An 18,339-nucleotide genomic window follows, 5' to 3' on the forward strand; every position below is an offset into this window, starting at 1 on the left:
CTACCCCCGCGCGGACGACGTCACGTCGTGGACACCCCCCTCGGGGGGCGGCCCGATGTGTGGCGTCGGAGCGTCAGCTCCGGTGCGCGCCGCCCGCGCGGGGCATCGAGGACTCCCGCACCACCAACTCCGGCTGGAGCACAATCCGTTGGTGCCGGTGGTCCGCCGCCGACTCGCCCGTCTCCTCGATCAGCAGCTCCGCCGCCAGCCGCCCCATCTGCGAGGCCGGCTGCCGCACCGAGGTGAGCGGCACCGCGGCGGCCGACGCGAACTCGATGTCGTCGTACCCCACGAGCGCCATCTCGTCCGGGACGGCCACTCCCGCCCCGTACATCGACTGGAGCACCCCGAGCGCCAGCAGATCGTTCGCGCAGAACACCGCGCTCGGTCTGCTGTGCAGCCCCAGCAGCCGGGCACCGGAGTCCCGCCCCGCCGGCACGTCCAGCCGCTCCGCCTCCACCACCCGCAGCCGGTCCGCCGGCAGCCCGGCCTCGTCCAGCGCGAGCAGCGCGCCCGCCCGCCGGTCCCGGCACTGCGCGAGATGGAGCGGACCCGACACGTACGCGATGTCGGTATGGCCCTGGGCCAGCAGATGACGCATCGCGAGCGCCCCGCCGGTGACATCGTCCACCGACACCGAACAGCCCTCGTCGCTCGGCACCACCCGGTCCACGAAAACGAACGGGATGTCCTGCCGCCGGAAACTCTCCAGATTCCGCCCCGTCTCGTCGGTCGGGGTGATCAGCACGCCACGTACCCGCTGCTCGCTGAAGAGCCCCAGATACTCGGCCTCCTCGCTGCTGCTCTGCGCGCTGTTGCAGAGCATCACACCGAGCCCGGACTGCCGCGCCACCCGCTCGGCGCCGGTGGCGACGTCCACGAAGAACGGGTTCGCCATGTCGAGCACCAGCAGCGCGATGATGCGGCTGCGCCCCGCCCGCAGATGGCGCGCCGACTCGCTCCGTACATAGCCCAGACGCTCGATGGTGGACAGCACCCTCGCCCGCGTCTCCTCGGCCACCGAGTCCGGCCGGTTGATCACGTTCGACACCGTGCCGACGGAGACGCCCGCCACCCGGGCGACGTCCTTGATACCCACCGATTGCGCCATCAGACAGTGACCTCCACCAGCTCCAGACCGCTCAGACCGGCCAACGCGCGCAGCTCCGGGAGGATGTCGCCGGTGCCGAGTGCCCAGTGGTGTCCCACTCCGCTCGCACTCCACGCGTCGGTCCACTCGCCCGGGTCGCGGTCGAAGTCGACACGCGATGTGGTGTTGCCGATTTCCAGCAGCGGGCCTTCGACCACTTTACCCACCGCGGTGACCAGCCTGTAGCGTCCGTCCCTGGACTGGCCGAGTCCCACCAGCGTCACCGGGCCCCGCCGTACGTCGCACTCGACCGACACGCCCCAGCCGCGCTTGCCGTGGTAGACACCGAGGCCGCGCAGGACCGGCCGCCGCTCGCAGACCGTCGGATTGGCCGGCCCGTCGTGGCCCATCTCGACGACACCGTCCCGGAAGTTCAGCGCCTGGAGCTCGGTGAAGGTGCCGCCCGCGCCGAGCCGGTCCGTGATCAGCATGGCGAGCGAGGTGCGCAGCTCGTACTCCCCGCACGCGGGGACACCGCGCGCCGTCAGCAGCGAGGAGCCGAGGATCATGCCGGCGCCGAGGCGCTCGTGGATCTCACCCTCCAGACCCCGGTGGTAGTACGCCAGCGAGTCCAGCCCGAAGTCGGCCACCAGCCGGTCGAGGCCCACCGACACCCTGGCCGCCCACACCAGGTCCTCCTCGGCCACCGAGTCCGCGATCTCGAAGGCCGCGCGCGTCTCCGCGAGCTTCGCGGCCACGGCCGGACCGTCGGCCTTCATGGCCCGTACGCGCAGATCGTCGAACTCCAGAACCTCCACATGACCGCCGAGGTTGGCCGGCACCATCGTGAGGTCCGTCGACACGTCGTACATGCCCGGATACAGGTGGCCCATCAGCCCGTGCCGGCCCGTACGCAGCGCGCCGTGCACCCCGGCCGCCATGATCCACCGGCCGATCCGCCGCCAGGCCCGCTCGTCCTCCAGATACCCGGAGACCGAACGGAAGGGCACATCGACGCGCTCGAACGCGTTCGCCATCTCCGGCAGCGGGCAGGCACCGCAGTACGCCAGCCAATCGCCCGTGCCGAACGTCGCGTGGTCCATCGCCTCGGTCGGCTGGAGATTGACGAGCAGCACCGGCGCCCCACTGCGCCGGGCGATCGGCACGAGCATCGTCGCCGTCATGTACGTGGTGAGGAAGCCGACGATCAGATCGCAGTCGGCGGCCCGCAGCCGCTCGGCCGCCGCTGCCCCCTCCTCGGCGTCCGAGATGAATCCGACGTCCACCACCTCGGCGTCGAACGCCCCCAGACGCTCCGTCACCCGCCGTGCGGAGGCCTTGAGTTGGGGTAGCAGGTGGGGGAACTGCGGCCAGTACGCGCCGAGCCCGCCGGAGACGAGACCGATCCGGGTACGGCGCCGGGTGGTTGGTGCGTTCATGGCGCTGCCCTCACTCTCCGAGCCCACCGCGGGCGCCTCAGAAGTCGAAGTCGCCGATGTTCTTCGCGTCGAAGACCGTCGGCGGGCCGAGGATGATCTCGCCGTCCTTGCCGACCGTGTACTCGCCCAGGTCGCCGGCCTTGAACTTCTCGCCCTCGGCCCCGCTGATCTGCCCGGACGCCAGCGCCGCAGCCGCGTACGTACCGAGGTAGCCCAGCTTCTTCGGATCCCACAGCGAGAACTGGTCGAGCGTGCCGTTCTCGATGTACTTGCGCATCTGATTCGGCGTGCCGAGGCCGTTCAGCACGACCTTCCCCTTGTAGGAGGAGTCGCCGATGTAGCGCGCCGCCGCCGCGATGCCGACCGTCGTGGGCGAGATGATGCCCTTGAGGTCCGGGTACGCCTTGAGGAGCCCCTGGGTCTCCTGGAAGGACTTCTGGTCCTGGTCGTCCCCGTACGCCACCTTGACCAGCTTCATGTCCTTGTACTCGGGCTTCGTCAGCTCGTCCTTCATGAACTCGATCCAGGTGTTCTGGTTCGTCGCGTTCTGCGTCGCCGACAGGATCGCGATCTCACCCTTGTGACCGAGCTGCTCGGCGATGTTGCGCACCTGGCTGCGGCCGATCTCCTCCGAGCTGGCCTGGTTGATGAAGAGCTGACGGCACTCCTTGGCGGTGTCGGAGTCGTACGCGACGACCTTGATGTCCTGCCGCATCGCCTGCTTCAGGGGACCGCACACCGCGTTGGGGTCGTTCGCCGCGATGAGGATCGCGTCCTGCTTCTGCTGGATGAGGGTGTTGATGTACGAGACCTGGGACGACGCCTTCGCGTTGGAGGGCCCGACCTCCTTGCCGGTGGCACCGATCTCCCCGGCCGCCGCGATGCCCGCGTCGTCGACGATCTTCTCGTACGGGTTGTTGATCTGCTTGGGCAGGAAGGCGATCTTCAGGCCCTTCTTGAGCGGGGCGTCCGGATTCGCCTCGCCCTTCCCCGACTTGGCGGGGGCGTCGTCCTTCACGGAGTCCTTGGTGGTGCCCGAGCAGCCCGACACGGCGAGCGTCAGGGCACAGAGCGCGGCGGATGCGGTGACGACGGCACGGCGTCGGGAGCGGGCCTGCGACAGCATGATGGGTGCCTTTCGGGATCGGGGGGCGGGGGTTCGGACGGGGGAGTCAGGGCGCGGCGGAGACCGGGACGGATTCCTCGGCCGCCGTACGCCGGTGTCTGCGCTCCGCGAGCACGGCGACGACCCGGGGAGTCAGCACGGAGGCGACGAGCAGCAGGCCGGTGACGATCACCTGGATCTCGTTGGAGATGTCGTTGAGGGTCAGCAGGTTCGTCAGGAGCCCGATCAGCAGCACACCGGCGACGGCGCCGCCCAGCGTGCCCTTCCCGCCGTCGAAGTCGACCCCGCCGAGCAGCACCGAGGCGATGACGACCAGTTCGAGGCCGAGTCCGTTGTCGGCGCGGGCACTGCCGTAGCGCAGGGTGTAGACGATCCCGGCGAACGAGGCGACCAGACCGGACACCACGAACAGCACCAGCTTGAGCCGTTTGACACGGATGCCCGCGAACCACGCGGCGTCCTCCTGCGCGCCGATCGCGAACAGCGAGCGGCCGAAGCCCGTGCAGTGCAGCGCGACCGCCGTCCCGACGGCGAGCACGGCGAACAGCGCGACCGGATACGGCAGGAAGGTGCCGGGCACCGTCTCCGTGTACGCCGCGTACTTGGCGTACGCTTCCGGGAAGTCGGCCACCGCCTCGTCGCCGAGGATGACGGACGCCAGCCCGCGGTAGAGCGTGAGTGTGCCGATGGTGACGGCCAGCGAGGGCAGTCCGACCCGGGTGACCAGCCAGCCGTTCAGCAGCCCGCCGACCGCCCCCGCCAACAGGCAGAGGGGGACGATCAGTTCGAAGGCGAAACCGGCCTGCCAGAGTGAGCCGGCGAGCGCGCTGGACAGCCCCAGCATCGAGGCGACCGAGAGATCGACCTGGCCCGCGACCACCAGCAAGGTCATCGGCAGCGCGATCAGCGCCACCTCGGAGACATCACCGAGCGCCGCCGACAGGTTGTCCGTGTGGGCGAACCCCTCCGTGGTACCGGTGCCCGCCAGGAAGACCGCGATCAGCAGGATGCCGACGGCCGTGTCCCAGCGCAGATACCTCGACGGTGTCGTGATCGCTTTCATGGCGGTCATCGCCTGCTCCTCTTCCTGAGCGCGCTCGTCGTACGCACCTGCAAGACGCGGTCGGTGGTGATGGCCGCGAGCAGCAGCACCCCGGTGATGGCCTGCTGCCAGAAGGAGTCGACCTTCAGCACGACCAGCGCGCTGCCGATGGTGGTGAGCAGCAGCGCGCCGAGCGCCGCGCCCCAGACGCTGCCCGTGCCGCCCGTGATGGCGACACCGCCCACGACGACGGCGCTGACGACGGTCAGCTCCCAGCCGTTGGCCGCGTCCGCGACGACGGTGCCGAAGCGGGCGAGCCACAGCGCGCCGGCGAAGCCCGCGATCGCCCCGGAGAACGCGTACGCCGCCAGAATCCGGCGCCGTACCGGAATGCCCGCGAGGCGTGCGGCCTCCGGGCTCGACCCGATCGCGTACAGCTCACGTCCACTGCGGTACGTACGCAGGAAGTAGCCGGTCGCGGCCAGTACGGCGGCGGAGATCAGCGGCAGATACGGAATGCCGAGGACGCTGCCGGAGCCGAGCGAGAGCACACCGTCGGGCACGTCGACCGCGTTGATCTGCTCGCCGTGCGCCCAGGCGTGGTCGATGCCCTGGATGATGTAGAGCATGCCGAGCGTCACCACGAGCGCGGGCACCCGGCCGAAGCTGACGAGCGCGCCGCTGACGAGTCCGCAGACGGTGCCGAGCCCGATGCCGAGCAGGACGACGGTGAGCGCGCCGTGGTCGGTGCCGGAGGCGAAGTGGCCGCAGGCGAAGGCGGTGAGACCCACGACCGAGCCGACCGACAGGTCGATGTTGCGGGTCATCACGACCACGGACTGACCGACGGCGAGCAGCACCAGGATCGAGGAGTTGAGCAGCAGGTCCTTGATGCCCTGGTCGTCGAGGAAGCCGGGGTTGGCCAGCCAGGTGCCGATGATCAGCAGCGCGAGCGCGCCGCCGATCGCGATCTCGCGGGCGCGGAAGACGGCGTCGACGAGCGACCGGGCCGACCGGTCCTCGCCGACGGGGGCCTCGGGCGTGGGGGTGTCGAGCGTGGTGGTCATGTCGTCGGCTCCTTCGCCGCCGCACGCCCGGTGCCGGGGGAGTCGGGGGTCGGGTTCGTGCCCGGGGTTCGTCCGGTGCCGGAGGGATCGGGGGCGGGGTCCGTGCCCGGGATGCGTCCGGTGGCGGGGGGATCGGCGGTAGGGTTCGTGCCCGCCGTACGTCCGGTGGCGGAGGAGTCGGCGGCGGGGTCCGTGTCAGCCGTACGTCCGGTGCCGGAGGAGTCGGCGGCCGGGTCCGGTCCCGGCGTACGTCCGGTGGCCGCGGCCATCACGGTCTCCTCCGTCGCCCGCTCACGCGGTATCTCGGCGGTGAGCCGCCCCTCGTGCATCACCAGGATCCGGTCGGCCATGCGCAGCACCTCGGGGAGATCGGACGAGACCATCAGGACGGCGAGTCCGTCCGCGGCCAGTGACGAGAGCAGCCGGTGCACCTCGGCCTTCGTACCGACGTCGATGCCGCGCGTCGGCTCGTCGACGATCAGTACGGCCGGGTCGGTGGCCAGCCACTTCGCGAGGACGACCTTCTGCTGGTTGCCGCCGGACAGGACGGACACCGGATCGGTGAGCTTGCCGTACTTGAGCTGGAGCCTCACCGCCCAGTCCGCGGCCCGCCCGTGTTCGAGCGCCCGGCTGACCAGTCCCCGGCGGCGCAGGCCGCGTAGTCCCGTCAGACCGATGTTCCGCTCGACGGACATCTCCATCACCAGACCGCGCAGGCGCCGGTCCTCCGGGACGAGCGCGAGCCCGGCGTCCATCGCCGCCGTCGGTGAACCGGCGGGCAGCACACGGCCGTCGACCCTCACCTCGCCCGCGTCGGCGCGGTCCACCCCGAAGACGGCCTGCGCGACCTCGCTGCGGCCCGCCCCGACCAGCCCGGCGAGAGCGACGATCTCACCCCGCCGTACCTCGAACGACACGTCCCGGAACACGCCCTCACGCGTCAGCCTGCTCACCGACAGCACTGTCGAGCCGGGCTCGGCCGCGGACTTGGGATACAGGTCGTCCAGATCGCGGCCGACCATCCGGCGCACGAGGTCGTCCTCGGTGAGAGCGTCGAGCGGTTCGGAGGCGACGTGCCGGCCGTCGCGCAGTGTCGTGACATGCGAGCAGAGGCCGAAGATCTCCTCCAGCCGGTGCGAGATGAAGAGCACCGCTGCTCCCTCCGCCCGCAGCGTCCGTACGACGGAGAACAGCCGGGCGGTCTCGCCGCCGGTGAGCGCCGCCGTGGGTTCGTCCATGATCAGGACGCGGGCGTCGAAGGAGAGCGCCTTGGCGATCTCGACGATCTGCTGGTCCGCGATGGACAGTCCGCGCGCGGGCCGACGGGGGTCGAGCGCGACCCCGAGCCTGCTCATCAGTCCGGCCGTGGCGCGGTGGACGGCCCTGCGGTCGATACGCCGGGCCGAGCGCCGTGGCTGACGGCCCATGAAGATGTTCTCGGCGATGGAGAGATCGGGGAAGAGCGTCGGCTCCTGGTAGATGACGGCGATCCCGGCGTCCCTGGCGTCGGCGGGGCCGTGGAAGACGACCGGTTCGCCGGCGAGCAGGACACTTCCCTCGTCGGGGCGGTGGACTCCGGCGAGCGTCTTGATCAGGGTCGACTTGCCCGCACCGTTCTCGCCGGCCAGGGCATGGATCTCACCGGGCCGCAGATCCAGGGAGACGTCGTGCAGGGCCCGTACGGCTCCGAAGGTCTTGGAGACTCCCCTCAGCGCCAGGACAGGGGCCGGGCCCTTGTCGGGCTTTTCCATGGCGGGCTCCTCGGCGAGGCTGGAGTGGTCGGTGGTGTCGCTGATTCGGTCACTCAGTCATGAAAGGATTCAACTTTTCCGGAAGCTAGACGGGCCGAGCGGTTCGAGTCAATGGGCGTGCACCGGAAACCCTCGTCTTTTCGGTGTGGGGAGGCGGTGTGCAGGCCGCGGACAAGTCGAGGTCTTGACAGGCCCGTTGGCCCAGCTCATCATCGCCCATGATGAATCGATTCATGGTCTGCTGAATGGAGCGTTGAGAGATGACGAGCCGCCGATCCGACATCTCCGCCGTGAAGGCGGCCCTCATGACGCAGGCTGTCGAGACGCCCTCGTGGGCGTACGCCAACAGCGGGACCCGGTTCAAGGTCTTCGCCCGCCCCGGGGTCCCCCGCAACCCCCGGGAGAAACTGGACGACGCGGCCCGTGTGCACGCCCACACCGGTGTCGCGCCGACGGTCGCGCTCCACATCCCCTGGGACAAGGTCGAGGACTACGGGGCGCTGGCCGCGTACGCCCGGGAACGCGGTCTGCGGCTCGGCACCGTCAACGCCAACGTCTTCCAGGACGACGACTACAAGCTCGGCAGCGTCTGCCACCCGGACCCCGCGGTGCGCCGCAAGGCGCTCGGGCATCTGATGGAGTGCGTCGACATCATGGACGCGACGGGGTCGCGCGATCTCAAGCTCTGGTTCTCCGACGGCACCAACTACCCGGGCCAGGACGACATCCGAGCCCGCCAGGACCGTCTCTCCGAGGCGCTGGACGCCGTGTACGCACGGCTCGGCGACGACCAGCGGATGCTGGTGGAGTACAAACTCTTCGAGCCCGCCTTCTACGCGACCGACGTCCCCGACTGGGGCACGGCCTACGCCCACTGTCTGCGCCTCGGAGAGAAGGCCCAGGTCGTGGTCGACACGGGCCACCACGCGCCCGGCACGAACATCGAGTTCATCGTCGCGATCCTGCTGCGCGAGGGGAAGCTCGGCGGCTTCGACTTCAACTCCCGCTTCTACGCCGACGACGACCTGATGGCCGGCGCCGCCGACCCCTTCCAGCTCTTCAGGATCATGTACGAGGTGATCCGGGGCGGCGGGTTCACCTCGGACATCGCGTTCATGCTCGACCAGTGCCACAACATCGAGGAGAAGATCCCGGCCGTCATCCGCTCGGTGATGAACGTCCAGGAGGCGACGGCGAAGGCACTCCTGGTCGACGCCGAGGCCCTGTCGGCGGCCCAGCGCACCGGAGACGTCCTCGCGGCGAACGCGGCGCTGATGGACGCGTACAACACGGACGTACGCCCCCTGCTGGCCGAGATCCGCACCGAACTCGGCGCGGACGCGGACCCGGTGACGGCCTACCACGAGTCGGGCTACGGCAAGAGGATCGTCGCGGAGCGGGTGGGCGGGGAGCAGGCGGGGTGGGGGGCGTAGGGCGTGTCGTCGGAGTCCCGCCCGGCACGCGACGCCTGGCACGGCACCTCTGCCCCCTGGCCCCCGGGGGTCACGGGAGGTGCCCCCTCCGTTGTCGGAGTCGGGCGAGTACTCCCAGTACGAGCATGATCCTCGGCCTTGCGACGCACCGCACCAGCCGCCGCGGGCCCGGCCCTTAGGCGGACGGCGCTACTTCGAAGACACGGCCCAGGTCCTCTCCCGCCACCTACGGCGTCGCGCCGTCTGCGAGACTCGGCCCGTGATCCAGTTCCGGTTCGGACTGACCCCCGTGAACGACATCCAGCCCTGGGGCGGCGACACCCCCTCCCTGTCCTGGTTCAGCCTCACCGACGGCTGGTACGACATGGTGGCCGACGGCCACCACCTTCTCCGCTACACCGACGGAACGTGCGTGGACTACTACGTGGTCCGGCTCTGGGAAGACGTGCTCGACGCCCTTCCCGAGGCGCTGGAACCCGTGCCGTCCGAGCTGGTCGCGTTCGTCGCCGGTGACTCGACCGCCTGGCTTTCGGCAGACTCCCCGGACGCCGACGCCGCCGCCACCTGGTACGGCCAACACGGCCTGGATACGGGCTACTTGCGGCTCGCGCCGGGTATCCGCTGGTGGCGGACCGTGGGGGACGGCGGTGACCGCATGACCGTCGCCTGGACGTACGACCCGGACGAGGCCCACGAGTTCACCGCTCCCGCCACCGGCCGCGTCACCGTCCCCACGTCCGACTTCCTCGCCGCCGTGACCACCCTGGACCGCGACCTCTTCGCCGCCATGGAGGAACGCGTCACCGCGCTGGAGGCCGACGGACCCCCTCCCGGCGTCGAGATCGACCTCACGCACCTCCGCCACGAACAGCGGGACCGGGCGACCTGGCTGCGCCGGGCGCTGGAGAGGCCGTGCGACACCGACTGGGCGGCCGTACGGGCCGGGGCCCGGCTCCTGCCGGCCGTACCGCCCCCGTAGCCTCGTCCTCATGTCCGGCCCGCGCGTGCTCATCCTCGGCGGCACCGGCGAAGGCCGTCGGCTCGCCGACGCGCTCGCCGCCGTCGCACCGGACGCGCACGTCACCACCTCGCTCGCCGGGCGCGTCGCCAACCCGGCCACCCCCGCCGCCGGGGACGTCCGCGTCGGGGGATTCGGCGGGCCCGGCGCACTCGCCGCGTGGCTCCGTACGCACCGTATCGACGTCCTCGTCGACGCCACCCACCCCTTCGCCGCCACCATCAGCGCCCACGCGGCCCAGGCGGCGGCCGACTCCGGCACCCGGCTCCTCGCCCTGCGCCGGCCCGGCTGGCCCGCCGACCCACGCGACCGCAGACACCCCGCCCGCTCGCTCGCGCACGCGGCCGCGATGCTCCCGGCGCTCGGCGGGAGCGGGAGCCGGGTCTTCCTCACCACCGGGCGTCAGGGCCTTGCCGCCTTCGCCGGGCCAGAGCTGGACGGGATGCACTTCCTCGTACGCACCGTGGAACCGCCCGGGCCGCCGCTGCCCCGCAGCACCCACGTCCTGCTCGACCGGGGTCCCTACACCCTCGAAGGCGAGACCGCGCTTCTTGTCGAGCACCGCGTCGACATCCTCGTCACCAAGGACAGCGGGGGCCCGGCCACCGCCGCGAAACTCACCGCCGCCCGTGAACTCGGTCTGCCCGTGGTCATGGTCGAACGGCCGCCCGTGCCCGAGGGGGTGCCGGAGGTCCCCGACGTACCGGCCGCGCTCGCCCTACTCGGGTTCGGTGCCAGTGGGCGGATGTGACTGAACTGCCGCTCCGTGCAAGGCAGTCACGCACCCACGAAGCTCACGCGCCCACGAAGCTCACCGTCTCTGTCAGGTCCGCCCGCCCGGTACGCAGCGCCGGCACGCCCTCCTTCTCGAACCCACCGAGACCCCGCAGAACAGCATCCGCCGGTCCTCGGCTCCGACCGTTCGGCCGACGGTCTCGCGATACATCGTCCACATCACCTGGGGGCAGCTGTGCAGCCCCTCCGCCCGCAGCAACAGCATGCAGAAAAGCACCACCGGCGCCCCGAAGGCCCCCGAGTTCAAGGCGGCCGTCCTCATCGGCCTGTCGGGGGCGTCACGCTCGATCCCCAGCGCCCGGTACCGCTGGTCGGCCGCGGCGGAAAAGCGGTCCGCGTAGGGCGGGTTCAGCTCCGCCGGGTACATCGGATACTCCCGCTCGTCACCCGCGTCCCCCGCCAGCGCCCTGGCCGTCGCGCGCCTCTTCAGTTCGGCGAGAGGCTCGCCGGTCACGACGTACAGATGCCACGGCTGGAGGTTCCCGCTCGACGAAGGCCGTGCCGCCGCGGCCAGCACGCGTTCGAGCACCTCCCTGGCCACCGGGCGGTCGCTGAACGCCCGCACGGCGCGGCGACTGTCGACGGCCTCGTACACATCCACGTCTTCCGTCCTCTCGCCCGACGACCACTGGTGCGCGGCGGCAGTCGCGTGGGTCGGCACCGCTCGAACCGGAAGGGTGACGTTCAGTCCCGCCGCAGCAGATACGTGTCCATGATCCAGCCCTTGCGGGCGCGGGCCTCCGCGCGGAGTTCCACGATCCGGTCCGCGACCTCCGAGAGCCGCCCCGAGACCAGGATCTCGTCCGCCGTACCGACGTACGCGCCCCAGTGGATGACCGGATCCTCCGCCAGGTAGTGGCGGAACGACTGGTGGCCGTCCAGCATCACCACCACGTCGTCCACCCCCTCCGGCCACGCTTCGGCGAGCCGGCGGCCCGTGGTGATCTGCACCGGGCGCGCCACCCGGTTCAGCCCCGTGCGGTGCTTGGCGAGCAGTGCGGAGACGCTGCTGATGCCCGGGATCACCTCGTGCTCGAAGGTGACCGTGCCGCGCGCCAGGATCTCGTCCAGGATGCCGAGCGTGGAGTCGTACAGCGCGGGATCGCCCCACACCAGGAACGCCCCCACCTGGTCGTCACCCAGCTCGTCGGCGATCATCCGCTCGTAGATCCCGGCCCGTTTGGTGCGCCAGTCGCCGACGGCGGGGGAGTAGTCGGCGCCGCCGGCCGTCCGGTCCCGCTCCGGGTCGCGCGCCTCCACCAGCCGGTACTCCCGGCCGTCCGCGATGTGCTCCGCGAGGATGTCGTGCCGCAGCCGGATCAGGTCGGCCTTCTCCGCGCCCTTGTCGAGGAGGAAGAACACGTCCACCCGGCTCAGCGCCTTGACCGCCTGGAGGGTCAGCTGGTCGGGGTCGCCCGCGCCGATGCCGATCACATAGATCTTTCTCACCGGGCCGAGTCTGCCTCATGCCCGTCCCGCCCCCTCACGCCCCGTCCCACCCTCCCGTTGGGGTGGACTCAGCCGGGTTGATACATCGGATGTCTGCGTGGGTCTTACGTTCTCCGCAGGTGGCGGCATATGCTCCGGCCATGCGTGTCGCCCTCTTCGTCACCTGCGTCAACGACGCGGTGTATCCGTCCACCGGGATCGCGACCGTGCGGCTCCTCGAACGCCTCGGGGTGGAGGTCGACTTTCCCGAGGCACAGACCTGCTGCGGACAGCCCCAGTACAACACCGGCTACCGCGCGGACACCGAACCGCTCGTACGCCGCACGGCCGCCGCCTTCGAGGGGTACGAGTATGTGGTGACCCCCTCGGGATCCTGTGCCGCCATGGTCCGGCAGCACTACCCGAAGATCGGCGACGCCTCGGCCGCGGCTCTCGCCCCCCGCACCTACGAGCTCACCGAATTCCTCGTCGATGTCCTCGGAGTGACCGACGTGGGGGCGTACTTCCCCCACACCGTGACCTACCACCCCTCCTGCCACGGGCTGCGTCTCCTCGGCCTCGGCGACAGACCCCGCCGCCTCCTGGAGGCCGTCGAGGGACTGGAGTTGCGCGAGCTGCCCGGCGCCGACGAATGCTGCGGCTTCGGTGGCACCTTCGCCGTCAAGAACTCCGATGTATCGACCGCGATGGGCCAGGACAAGGTCAACAACGCCGTCTCCACCGGCGCCGAGGTCCTGTGCGGCGCCGACAACTCCTGCCTGATGCACATCGGGGGCGTACTGCGCCGCGAGAAGGCACCGCTGCGCGCCCTGCATCTCGCCGACATCCTGGCGAGCACCCGAGAGGAGCCCCTCGTATGAGCGGGACGTTCGTCGGTATGCCGTCCTTCCCCCGGGCGGCCAAGGAGGCCGTGCACAACAAGACCCTGCGCGGCAATCTGCGGCACGCCACCCACACCATCCGCGACAAGCGCGCCAAGGCGGTGGCCGAACTCGCCGACTGGGCCGAACTGCGCGAGGCCGGGAAGCAGATCAAGGACCATACGCTGCGCCATCTCGACCGCTATCTCGTCCAGTTGGAGGCGCAGGTCACCGCGGCGGGCGGCACCGTCCACTGGGCGGCCGACGCCGACGAGGCCAACCGCATCGTCGCCGACCTGGTCAGGGCCACCGGCGAGACCGAGGTCGTCAAGGTCAAGTCGATGGCCACGCAGGAGATCGGACTCAACGAGGCCCTGGAGGCCGAAGGCATCGCGGCCTACGAGACCGACCTCGCCGAACTCATCGTCCAGCTCGGCGACGACCGGCCCTCCCACATCCTCGTCCCCGCCATCCACCGCAACCGCGGTGAGATCCGGGACATATTCCGTACGAAGATGGCCGACTGGGGCCGCGCCGCGCCGAAGGGACTCTCCGACACCCCGGCGGACCTCGCGGAGGCCGCACGGCTCCATCTCCGGGAGAAGTTCCTGCGCGCGAAGGTCGGCATCTCCGGTGCCAACTTCATGGTCGCCGAGACCGGCACGCTCGTCGTCTTCGAGTCCGAGGGCAACGGCCGGATGTGCCTGACGCTGCCCGAGACACTGATCTCCGTCGTGGGTATCGAAAAGGTGGTGCCGACGTGGCGGGATCTGGAGGTCTTCCTCCAGACGCTGCCGCGCTCGTCGACGGCCGAGCGGATGAACCCGTACACCACGACCTGGACAGGCACCGCCGACGGTGACGGGCCGCAGACCTTCCACCTCGTCCTTCTCGACAACGGACGCACCGACACCCTCGCCGACGAGGTGGGCCGCCAAGCGCTGCGCTGCATCCGCTGCTCGGCCTGCCTCAACGTCTGCCCGGTGTACGAGCGGGCCGGCGGGCACGCGTACGGCTCCGTCTACCCCGGGCCGATCGGCGCGATCCTCAGCCCCCAACTCCGGGGCACCCAGAGCGAGATCGACGCCTCACTGCCGTACGCCTCGTCGCTCTGCGGCGCCTGCTACGAGGTGTGCCCGGTCGCGATCGACATCCCGGAGGTACTGGTCCATCTCCGGGAACGGGTCGCCGATCAGGGCGGCAAGGGCCATCGGCTCGAAAAGGCCGCGATGAAGGCGGCCGGGTGGGTTCTGGACCATCCCGGGGTGCTGGGGGCGGGGGAGCGGGTGGCGTCGAAGACCCGCAAGCTGCACCCGTCGAAGCTGCCCGGCGCCGGCGCGTGGACGCGGAGCAGGGAGCTGCCGGAGATGCCGGCGGAGCCGTTCCGCGACTGGTGGAAGAAGAACCGCAAGCAGTCGGGCGGCACACCGAAGACGGACGGGAAGAAGCCCTGATGAACACCGCCCCAGGCACCGGCCCGACTCCGGGACCGAGTTCGGGTCCGACACCGACACCGACAGCGGCCTCGGCTTCGGCCTCAGCCTCAACCTCGGGCTCGCGTGAGCGCATTCTCGCCAGGGTCCGCGCGGCTGTCGCGGACGCGCCCGACGCCCCCGAGGTCACCCGCGGCTATCTCGACGCGCACACCTCCGACGCCGGGATGGTCGACCTGCTCGCCGAGAACCTCGCCGACTACCGGGCCGTCGTCCACCGCACCGACTCCGCCGGACTCACGGAGCTGCTCGCGCGCCTGCTCGCCGAGCACGGCTCCCGTACGGTGCTCGTCCCGCCGGGCCTGCCCCCGTCGTGGCTCTCCGCCGCCGAACCGACCCGGATCGAAGACCGGGAGGCCTCCACCGCACAGGAGTTGGACGAGGTCGACAGCGTCGTCACGGGCTGCGCGGTGGCCATCGCGGAGACCGGCACGATCGTCCTGGACGGGGGCCCCGAGCAGGGTCGGCGTCGCATCTCGCTCATCCCGGACCACCACATCTGTGTCGTACGGGCGCCGGAACAGGTCGTCGCGTCCGTACCGCAGGCCATGCCGCGCCTGGACCCGACGCGTCCGCTGACCTGGATCTCGGGCCCCTCGGCCACCAGCGACATCGAGCTGGACCGGGTCGAGGGCGTCCACGGCCCGCGCACGCTTGAGGTGGTCCTGGTCGAGGACTGACCGCCGCCAGGGTCCCAGGACCAGGGATCATCCCGTCAGGCGCGGCGCCTCGGCGGCCGGGTCCACCGGGGCGCCCTCGACGCGTTCCGCCAGCTCCTGGGCCCAGGCGATCAGCCCCGGGACATCGATCCCGTACGGCGCCCGGTACCCGGAGATCCGCTCGGCGCCCCGCAGCAAGAGCCGCGCCCCGCCCTTCGCGTTGCCCCGGGCCGCGTGCGTCAGTCCCACCGCGAGCTGCGCCATCCCGCGCCACAGCGCCTCCTCCTCGGCGGGCCCCGACTTCCACGCGTCCTCGAACACCTCGTGCGCGTGGAACGGCATCCCCGCGTCGAGAAGCCTTTGAGCCTCCCGCAGCGTCTCGTCGGGCGCCCGTACGACCCCTTCGGGGGCCCGCTCGACCCCGGGCGCCCCGTACGGCAACGGCCGCCCCAACCCGTCCCGCGGCCGCGCACTCCGCGCCCGCCCCTCGACGTCCCGATCCCGCCGCTTCTCCGCCATGCCCCGATTGTCTCCTGCCCCACCCGCCCCAGGAACGGCCGACCGCCGGCCGGGGGTGGGGTAATGTTCTCCACTGTGGCCGCGCGGAAATTCTCCGGACGCGGCGGCGCAACAGCGGGACGTGGCGCAGCTTGGTAGCGCACTTGACTGGGGGTCAAGGGGTCGCAGGTTCAAATCCTGTCGTCCCGACTCGTGAGAGTCGCAGATCAGGGCCGGTTTCGGAGCAATCCGAAACCGGCCCTGATCGTTGTTGGGGGTGGCGCTCGGTGAGCGATTTGCGGCCGCCGATTCCGCGCAGGACGTGCACCTGTGCGCCGGCGTCGGCGAACCTGATCAGTCCGGTGTGAGTGCTTTGTCCAGGTGGGTGGCGGCGGGCAGGGCGGGGGTGGAGATGCGTGTGCCGCGCGGGCCGGTGAATGGGCGGGGTCGCCGTCCGCGCGGGTGAGGACCGCCGCCTGCTGGAGCCGGGTGTGGCCAGTCGGCGAGTTCGGCGAGGTTGTTCCTGTCCTCAGGAGCGCGGCGAGGACGTGGGGGCGGTCGGCTAGGCGTCCGGCACGGGCGGTGCCGGTGGCCTGGCCGACGCCGGAGGACAGCAGGGGCCAGGTGTACGCCTCGGTCGTACCGGCCGTCGGCGGTGTGCACGGTGGTGGCGGCGATCTTCGTGCTGCTGAGCGCTGCTCAGCGGCGGGCGTTGCCCGCCCGCCGCGGAGACACGTCCGCAGACGCCAGCGGCGGACGGGAAGACGCGGGGGTGCTGGCGCGAAACGGCGCACCGTTGTCGCGAACCGGCCCGCCCCTGATTGGCTCGTACCTCCTCACGTTCCAGGCCTGTCCGACCCTCCCGCCGGCGGCAGACGCCGCTGGGCACCAACGGTAGGAAGGCCGCCAGCCTTCTGCTCGTCGTGTCGGCGGCGGCGAGGGGCGCGATGGCCCGCACCGGTCGGCTCACCGGACCGCTGCCGCGACCGATCGGCCCCTGACCGGTCATATCGTGCCGCCGCATCCCATGGCGCCAGCATGGATGCACTTAGCTCCATTAATGGCTCCCCTTGGCGCCATACATGTGCCATGATGACATCAAGGGGAGCGAGCGTTTCGCGGAGTGAGCAATCAATAGGGGGTCGCGCCATGGATACAGGACACAGCCGACGGCAGCCGGAGCGCGGAGCCTTCGGCGCGTTCGCCCGCTTCGTGCTCTGCGGCGGCGGGGTGGGGCTCGCCTCCAGCTTCGCCGTGGCGGCTCTCGCGTCTTGGGTTCCCTGGGCGCTCGCCAACGCTCTGCTCACCGTGGTCTCCACGCTCCTTGCCACCGAGCTGCACGCCCGCTACACCTTCGGCGCGCGCGGGCACGCGACCTGGCGCCAGCATGTGCAGTCGGCCGGGTCCGCGGTGGGCGCGTACGCGGTGACGTGTGCGGCGATGCTGGTCCTGGGGCAACTGGTGGCAGCGCCCAGTGCGTTGCTCGTCCAGGTCGTCTATCTGTCCGCCTCCGCGCTCGCCGGCATCGCGCGGTTCGGGGTGCTGCGTCTCGTCGTCTTCGCGCGGAGCCACTCGCGGGCCGCCGTCAGCCCCGTAGCGGGTGTCGTGTCCCACGCCTCACCCCCGGCCGACGCCGGGAGACTCTGCTACGCGGCCTGACCGTTCGGGCCGAACTCCCCCGGAGCGCCTTCCCGTACGTCATCCTGATGCGGCGGCGACACGACCGAAACGCCGAGCACGGGGGGCAGCACCACGATGGTTCCGGGAACGGTGCAGCAGTTGACCATCTTGCTTGTCCTCGTGCTGCCCGGTGTCTTCTACCAGGCCGTACGGGAGCGGCTGCGCGGCTCGCCTGCCAGTGAGCAGGAGCCGCAGAACCGGATCGTGCGCGCCATCGCCGCCGGTGCCCTGCTCGACGCCCTCTACGCGGTGGCTGCGGGGCCGTGGCTCGTACGGTTGCTGGCCGGGGACGGAGACGGGCCCGTGTCCGGGCTGCTGCGGGAGCCCCGCCGGGCAGGACTGGCCGCGCTGCTCCTGATCGTCGCCGTTCCCGCCGCACTGGCCTGGGCGGAGGCCCGGTGGCGCAGACGGCACGCGCGGGCGCGGTACGAGCCGATGCCGACCGCCTGGGACGCCCTCTTCCGCGACCGCGGCTCCTGCTTCGTACGGATGCGCCTCAAGAGCGGTCTGTGGGTGGGTGGTTGGCTCGGTTCGCGGTCGGCCGTGTCGGCGTATCCGCAGCAGGGGGACCTCTATCTCCAGGCTCAGTACCGGGTGGGGGCCGACGGCACCTTCCTCGGAAGGGTGCCCGGTACCGGGGGCGTGTACGTGCGGGCGAGCGATGTGGATGTGCTGGAGGTACTGCTGCCGCCGTCCGCGGCGGCGACGGAGGGAGTGGTAGCGGATGACAGAGGATCAAGAGATGGGCAGTGAGGCCGAACTGGTGGCCCTGGTCGAGGAGTTCGCCTCGCGCAGGACCTATCGGCCGACCGACGCCCTGGACGAGCCGGACGAGATGCCGCAGGGCCCCTCGGGCACCGCGATGGGGGACGCCGCGCCACCCGTGCACGGGGCCGCGGAGCCGGAGCCGTCCTGATCGCGTACCCGGGTGGCGCGGGT

The 18,339-nt window shown here is 71.0% G+C and carries 16 protein-coding genes, 1 tRNA gene and 2 pseudogenes; 10 read left to right on the forward strand and 9 right to left on the reverse strand.

Annotation, left to right across the window (positions count from 1 at the left end):
* Nucleotides 1-73: 73 nt before the first annotated feature.
* The 6 genes and pseudogenes from ACFWU9_RS00225 to ACFWU9_RS00250 form a co-directional block, all read right to left on the reverse strand.
* Entirely contained in the window at nucleotides 74-1,111 is a 1,038-nt protein-coding gene (locus ACFWU9_RS00225) for a LacI family DNA-binding transcriptional regulator (RefSeq protein WP_384313306.1), read from the reverse strand.
* A complete protein-coding gene (locus ACFWU9_RS00230) occupies nucleotides 1,111-2,529 on the reverse strand; it encodes an arabinose isomerase (protein ID WP_384313308.1) in 1,419 nt (472 codons plus the stop codon). Before ACFWU9_RS00230 ends, ACFWU9_RS00225 begins: the two co-directional genes overlap by 1 nt.
* 37 nt (nucleotides 2,530-2,566) lie before the next feature.
* Nucleotides 2,567-3,655 (reverse strand): rhamnose ABC transporter substrate-binding protein, encoded by a 1,089-nt coding sequence (gene rhaS / locus ACFWU9_RS00235; protein ID WP_384313310.1) that lies wholly within the window; start codon nucleotides 3,653-3,655, stop codon nucleotides 2,567-2,569.
* A gap of 46 nt (nucleotides 3,656-3,701) precedes the next feature.
* Nucleotides 3,702-4,727: an ABC transporter permease gene (locus tag ACFWU9_RS00240; protein WP_384313312.1), complete on the reverse strand. Its 1,026-nt coding sequence runs from the start codon at nucleotides 4,725-4,727 to the stop codon at nucleotides 3,702-3,704.
* Complete coding sequence (locus ACFWU9_RS00245) at nucleotides 4,724-5,764, reverse strand: ABC transporter permease (protein ID WP_384313314.1); 1,041 nt, start codon at nucleotides 5,762-5,764, stop codon at nucleotides 4,724-4,726. The genes ACFWU9_RS00240 and ACFWU9_RS00245 overlap by 4 nt, the downstream gene beginning before the upstream one ends.
* Before the next feature lie 248 nt (nucleotides 5,765-6,012).
* Nucleotides 6,013-7,515, reverse strand: a pseudogene (locus ACFWU9_RS00250) (sugar ABC transporter ATP-binding protein); the annotation flags it as partial.
* Nucleotides 7,516-7,775: 260 nt separating this feature from the next.
* On the opposite strand from ACFWU9_RS00250, the gene rhaI reads away from it, so the two are divergent.
* The 3 genes from rhaI to ACFWU9_RS00265 all read left to right on the forward strand — a co-directional run bounded on the left by rhaI (nucleotide 7,776) and on the right by ACFWU9_RS00265 (nucleotide 10,717).
* Nucleotides 7,776-8,948 carry an L-rhamnose isomerase gene (rhaI, locus tag ACFWU9_RS00255; protein ID WP_384313315.1) on the forward strand — a complete coding sequence of 391 codons (1,173 nt, stop codon included), beginning with the start codon at nucleotides 7,776-7,778 and terminating at the stop codon, nucleotides 8,946-8,948.
* Nucleotides 8,949-9,207: 259 nt separating this feature from the next.
* Nucleotides 9,208-9,927 carry a DUF5984 family protein gene (locus tag ACFWU9_RS00260; protein ID WP_384313317.1) on the forward strand — a complete coding sequence of 240 codons (720 nt, stop codon included), beginning with the start codon at nucleotides 9,208-9,210 and terminating at the stop codon, nucleotides 9,925-9,927.
* A 10-nt stretch (nucleotides 9,928-9,937) separates the two neighbouring features.
* Entirely contained in the window at nucleotides 9,938-10,717 is a 780-nt protein-coding gene (locus tag ACFWU9_RS00265) for a cobalt-precorrin-6A reductase (RefSeq protein WP_384313319.1), read from the forward strand.
* A 43-nt stretch (nucleotides 10,718-10,760) separates the two neighbouring features.
* On the opposite strand, the pseudogene ACFWU9_RS00270 reads toward ACFWU9_RS00265, so the two are convergent.
* A pseudogene (locus ACFWU9_RS00270) lies at nucleotides 10,761-11,362 on the reverse strand (nitroreductase family protein).
* 83 nt (nucleotides 11,363-11,445) lie between these two features.
* The gene (gene cobF / locus ACFWU9_RS00275) at nucleotides 11,446-12,210 is read right to left on the reverse strand and encodes a precorrin-6A synthase (deacetylating) (protein ID WP_384313321.1); all 765 of its coding nucleotides are present in this window, start codon (nucleotides 12,208-12,210) and stop codon (nucleotides 11,446-11,448) included.
* A gap of 140 nt (nucleotides 12,211-12,350) precedes the next feature.
* Here cobF and ACFWU9_RS00280 point away from each other — a divergent pair, with 140 nt between their 5' ends.
* Genes ACFWU9_RS00280 through ACFWU9_RS00290 form a run of 3 tightly spaced genes read left to right on the forward strand, consistent with a single transcriptional unit; the run spans nucleotide 12,351 to nucleotide 15,243 of the window.
* Nucleotides 12,351-13,070 carry a (Fe-S)-binding protein gene (locus ACFWU9_RS00280; protein WP_384313322.1) on the forward strand — a complete coding sequence of 240 codons (720 nt, stop codon included), beginning with the start codon at nucleotides 12,351-12,353 and terminating at the stop codon, nucleotides 13,068-13,070.
* Nucleotides 13,067-14,524: a LutB/LldF family L-lactate oxidation iron-sulfur protein gene (locus ACFWU9_RS00285; protein ID WP_384313324.1), complete on the forward strand. Its 1,458-nt coding sequence runs from the start codon at nucleotides 13,067-13,069 to the stop codon at nucleotides 14,522-14,524. Before ACFWU9_RS00280 ends, ACFWU9_RS00285 begins: the two co-directional genes overlap by 4 nt.
* Entirely contained in the window at nucleotides 14,524-15,243 is a 720-nt protein-coding gene (locus ACFWU9_RS00290; RefSeq protein ID WP_384313326.1) for a lactate utilization protein C, read from the forward strand. The genes ACFWU9_RS00285 and ACFWU9_RS00290 overlap by 1 nt, the downstream gene beginning before the upstream one ends.
* A 27-nt stretch (nucleotides 15,244-15,270) precedes the next feature.
* Here the strand turns inward: ACFWU9_RS00290 and ACFWU9_RS00295 are convergent, their stop codons facing one another.
* The gene (locus ACFWU9_RS00295) at nucleotides 15,271-15,741 is read right to left on the reverse strand and encodes a DUF309 domain-containing protein (protein ID WP_384313328.1); all 471 of its coding nucleotides are present in this window, start codon (nucleotides 15,739-15,741) and stop codon (nucleotides 15,271-15,273) included.
* A gap of 115 nt (nucleotides 15,742-15,856) precedes the next feature.
* On the opposite strand from ACFWU9_RS00295, the gene ACFWU9_RS00300 reads away from it, so the two are divergent.
* The 4 genes from ACFWU9_RS00300 to ACFWU9_RS00315 all read left to right on the forward strand — a co-directional run bounded on the left by ACFWU9_RS00300 (nucleotide 15,857) and on the right by ACFWU9_RS00315 (nucleotide 18,316).
* Nucleotides 15,857-15,930 (forward strand) — tRNA-Pro (locus tag ACFWU9_RS00300).
* Nucleotides 15,931-16,869: 939 nt separating this feature from the next.
* Entirely contained in the window at nucleotides 16,870-17,379 is a 510-nt protein-coding gene (locus ACFWU9_RS00305) for a GtrA family protein (protein WP_384313330.1), read from the forward strand.
* Nucleotides 17,380-17,475: 96 nt separating this feature from the next.
* Nucleotides 17,476-18,153 (forward strand): DUF6338 family protein, encoded by a 678-nt coding sequence (locus ACFWU9_RS00310; RefSeq protein WP_384313332.1) that lies wholly within the window; start codon nucleotides 17,476-17,478, stop codon nucleotides 18,151-18,153.
* Nucleotides 18,125-18,316, forward strand: coding sequence for a hypothetical protein (locus ACFWU9_RS00315; protein ID WP_384313334.1), 192 nt, complete (start codon nucleotides 18,125-18,127; stop codon nucleotides 18,314-18,316). The genes ACFWU9_RS00310 and ACFWU9_RS00315 overlap by 29 nt, the downstream gene beginning before the upstream one ends.
* Nucleotides 18,317-18,339 lie beyond the last annotated feature (23 nt).

Origin of the sequence: Streptomyces sp. NPDC058653 (genome assembly GCF_042716895.1) — a bacterium.
Lineage (GTDB): Bacteria > Actinomycetota > Actinomycetes > Streptomycetales > Streptomycetaceae > Streptomyces.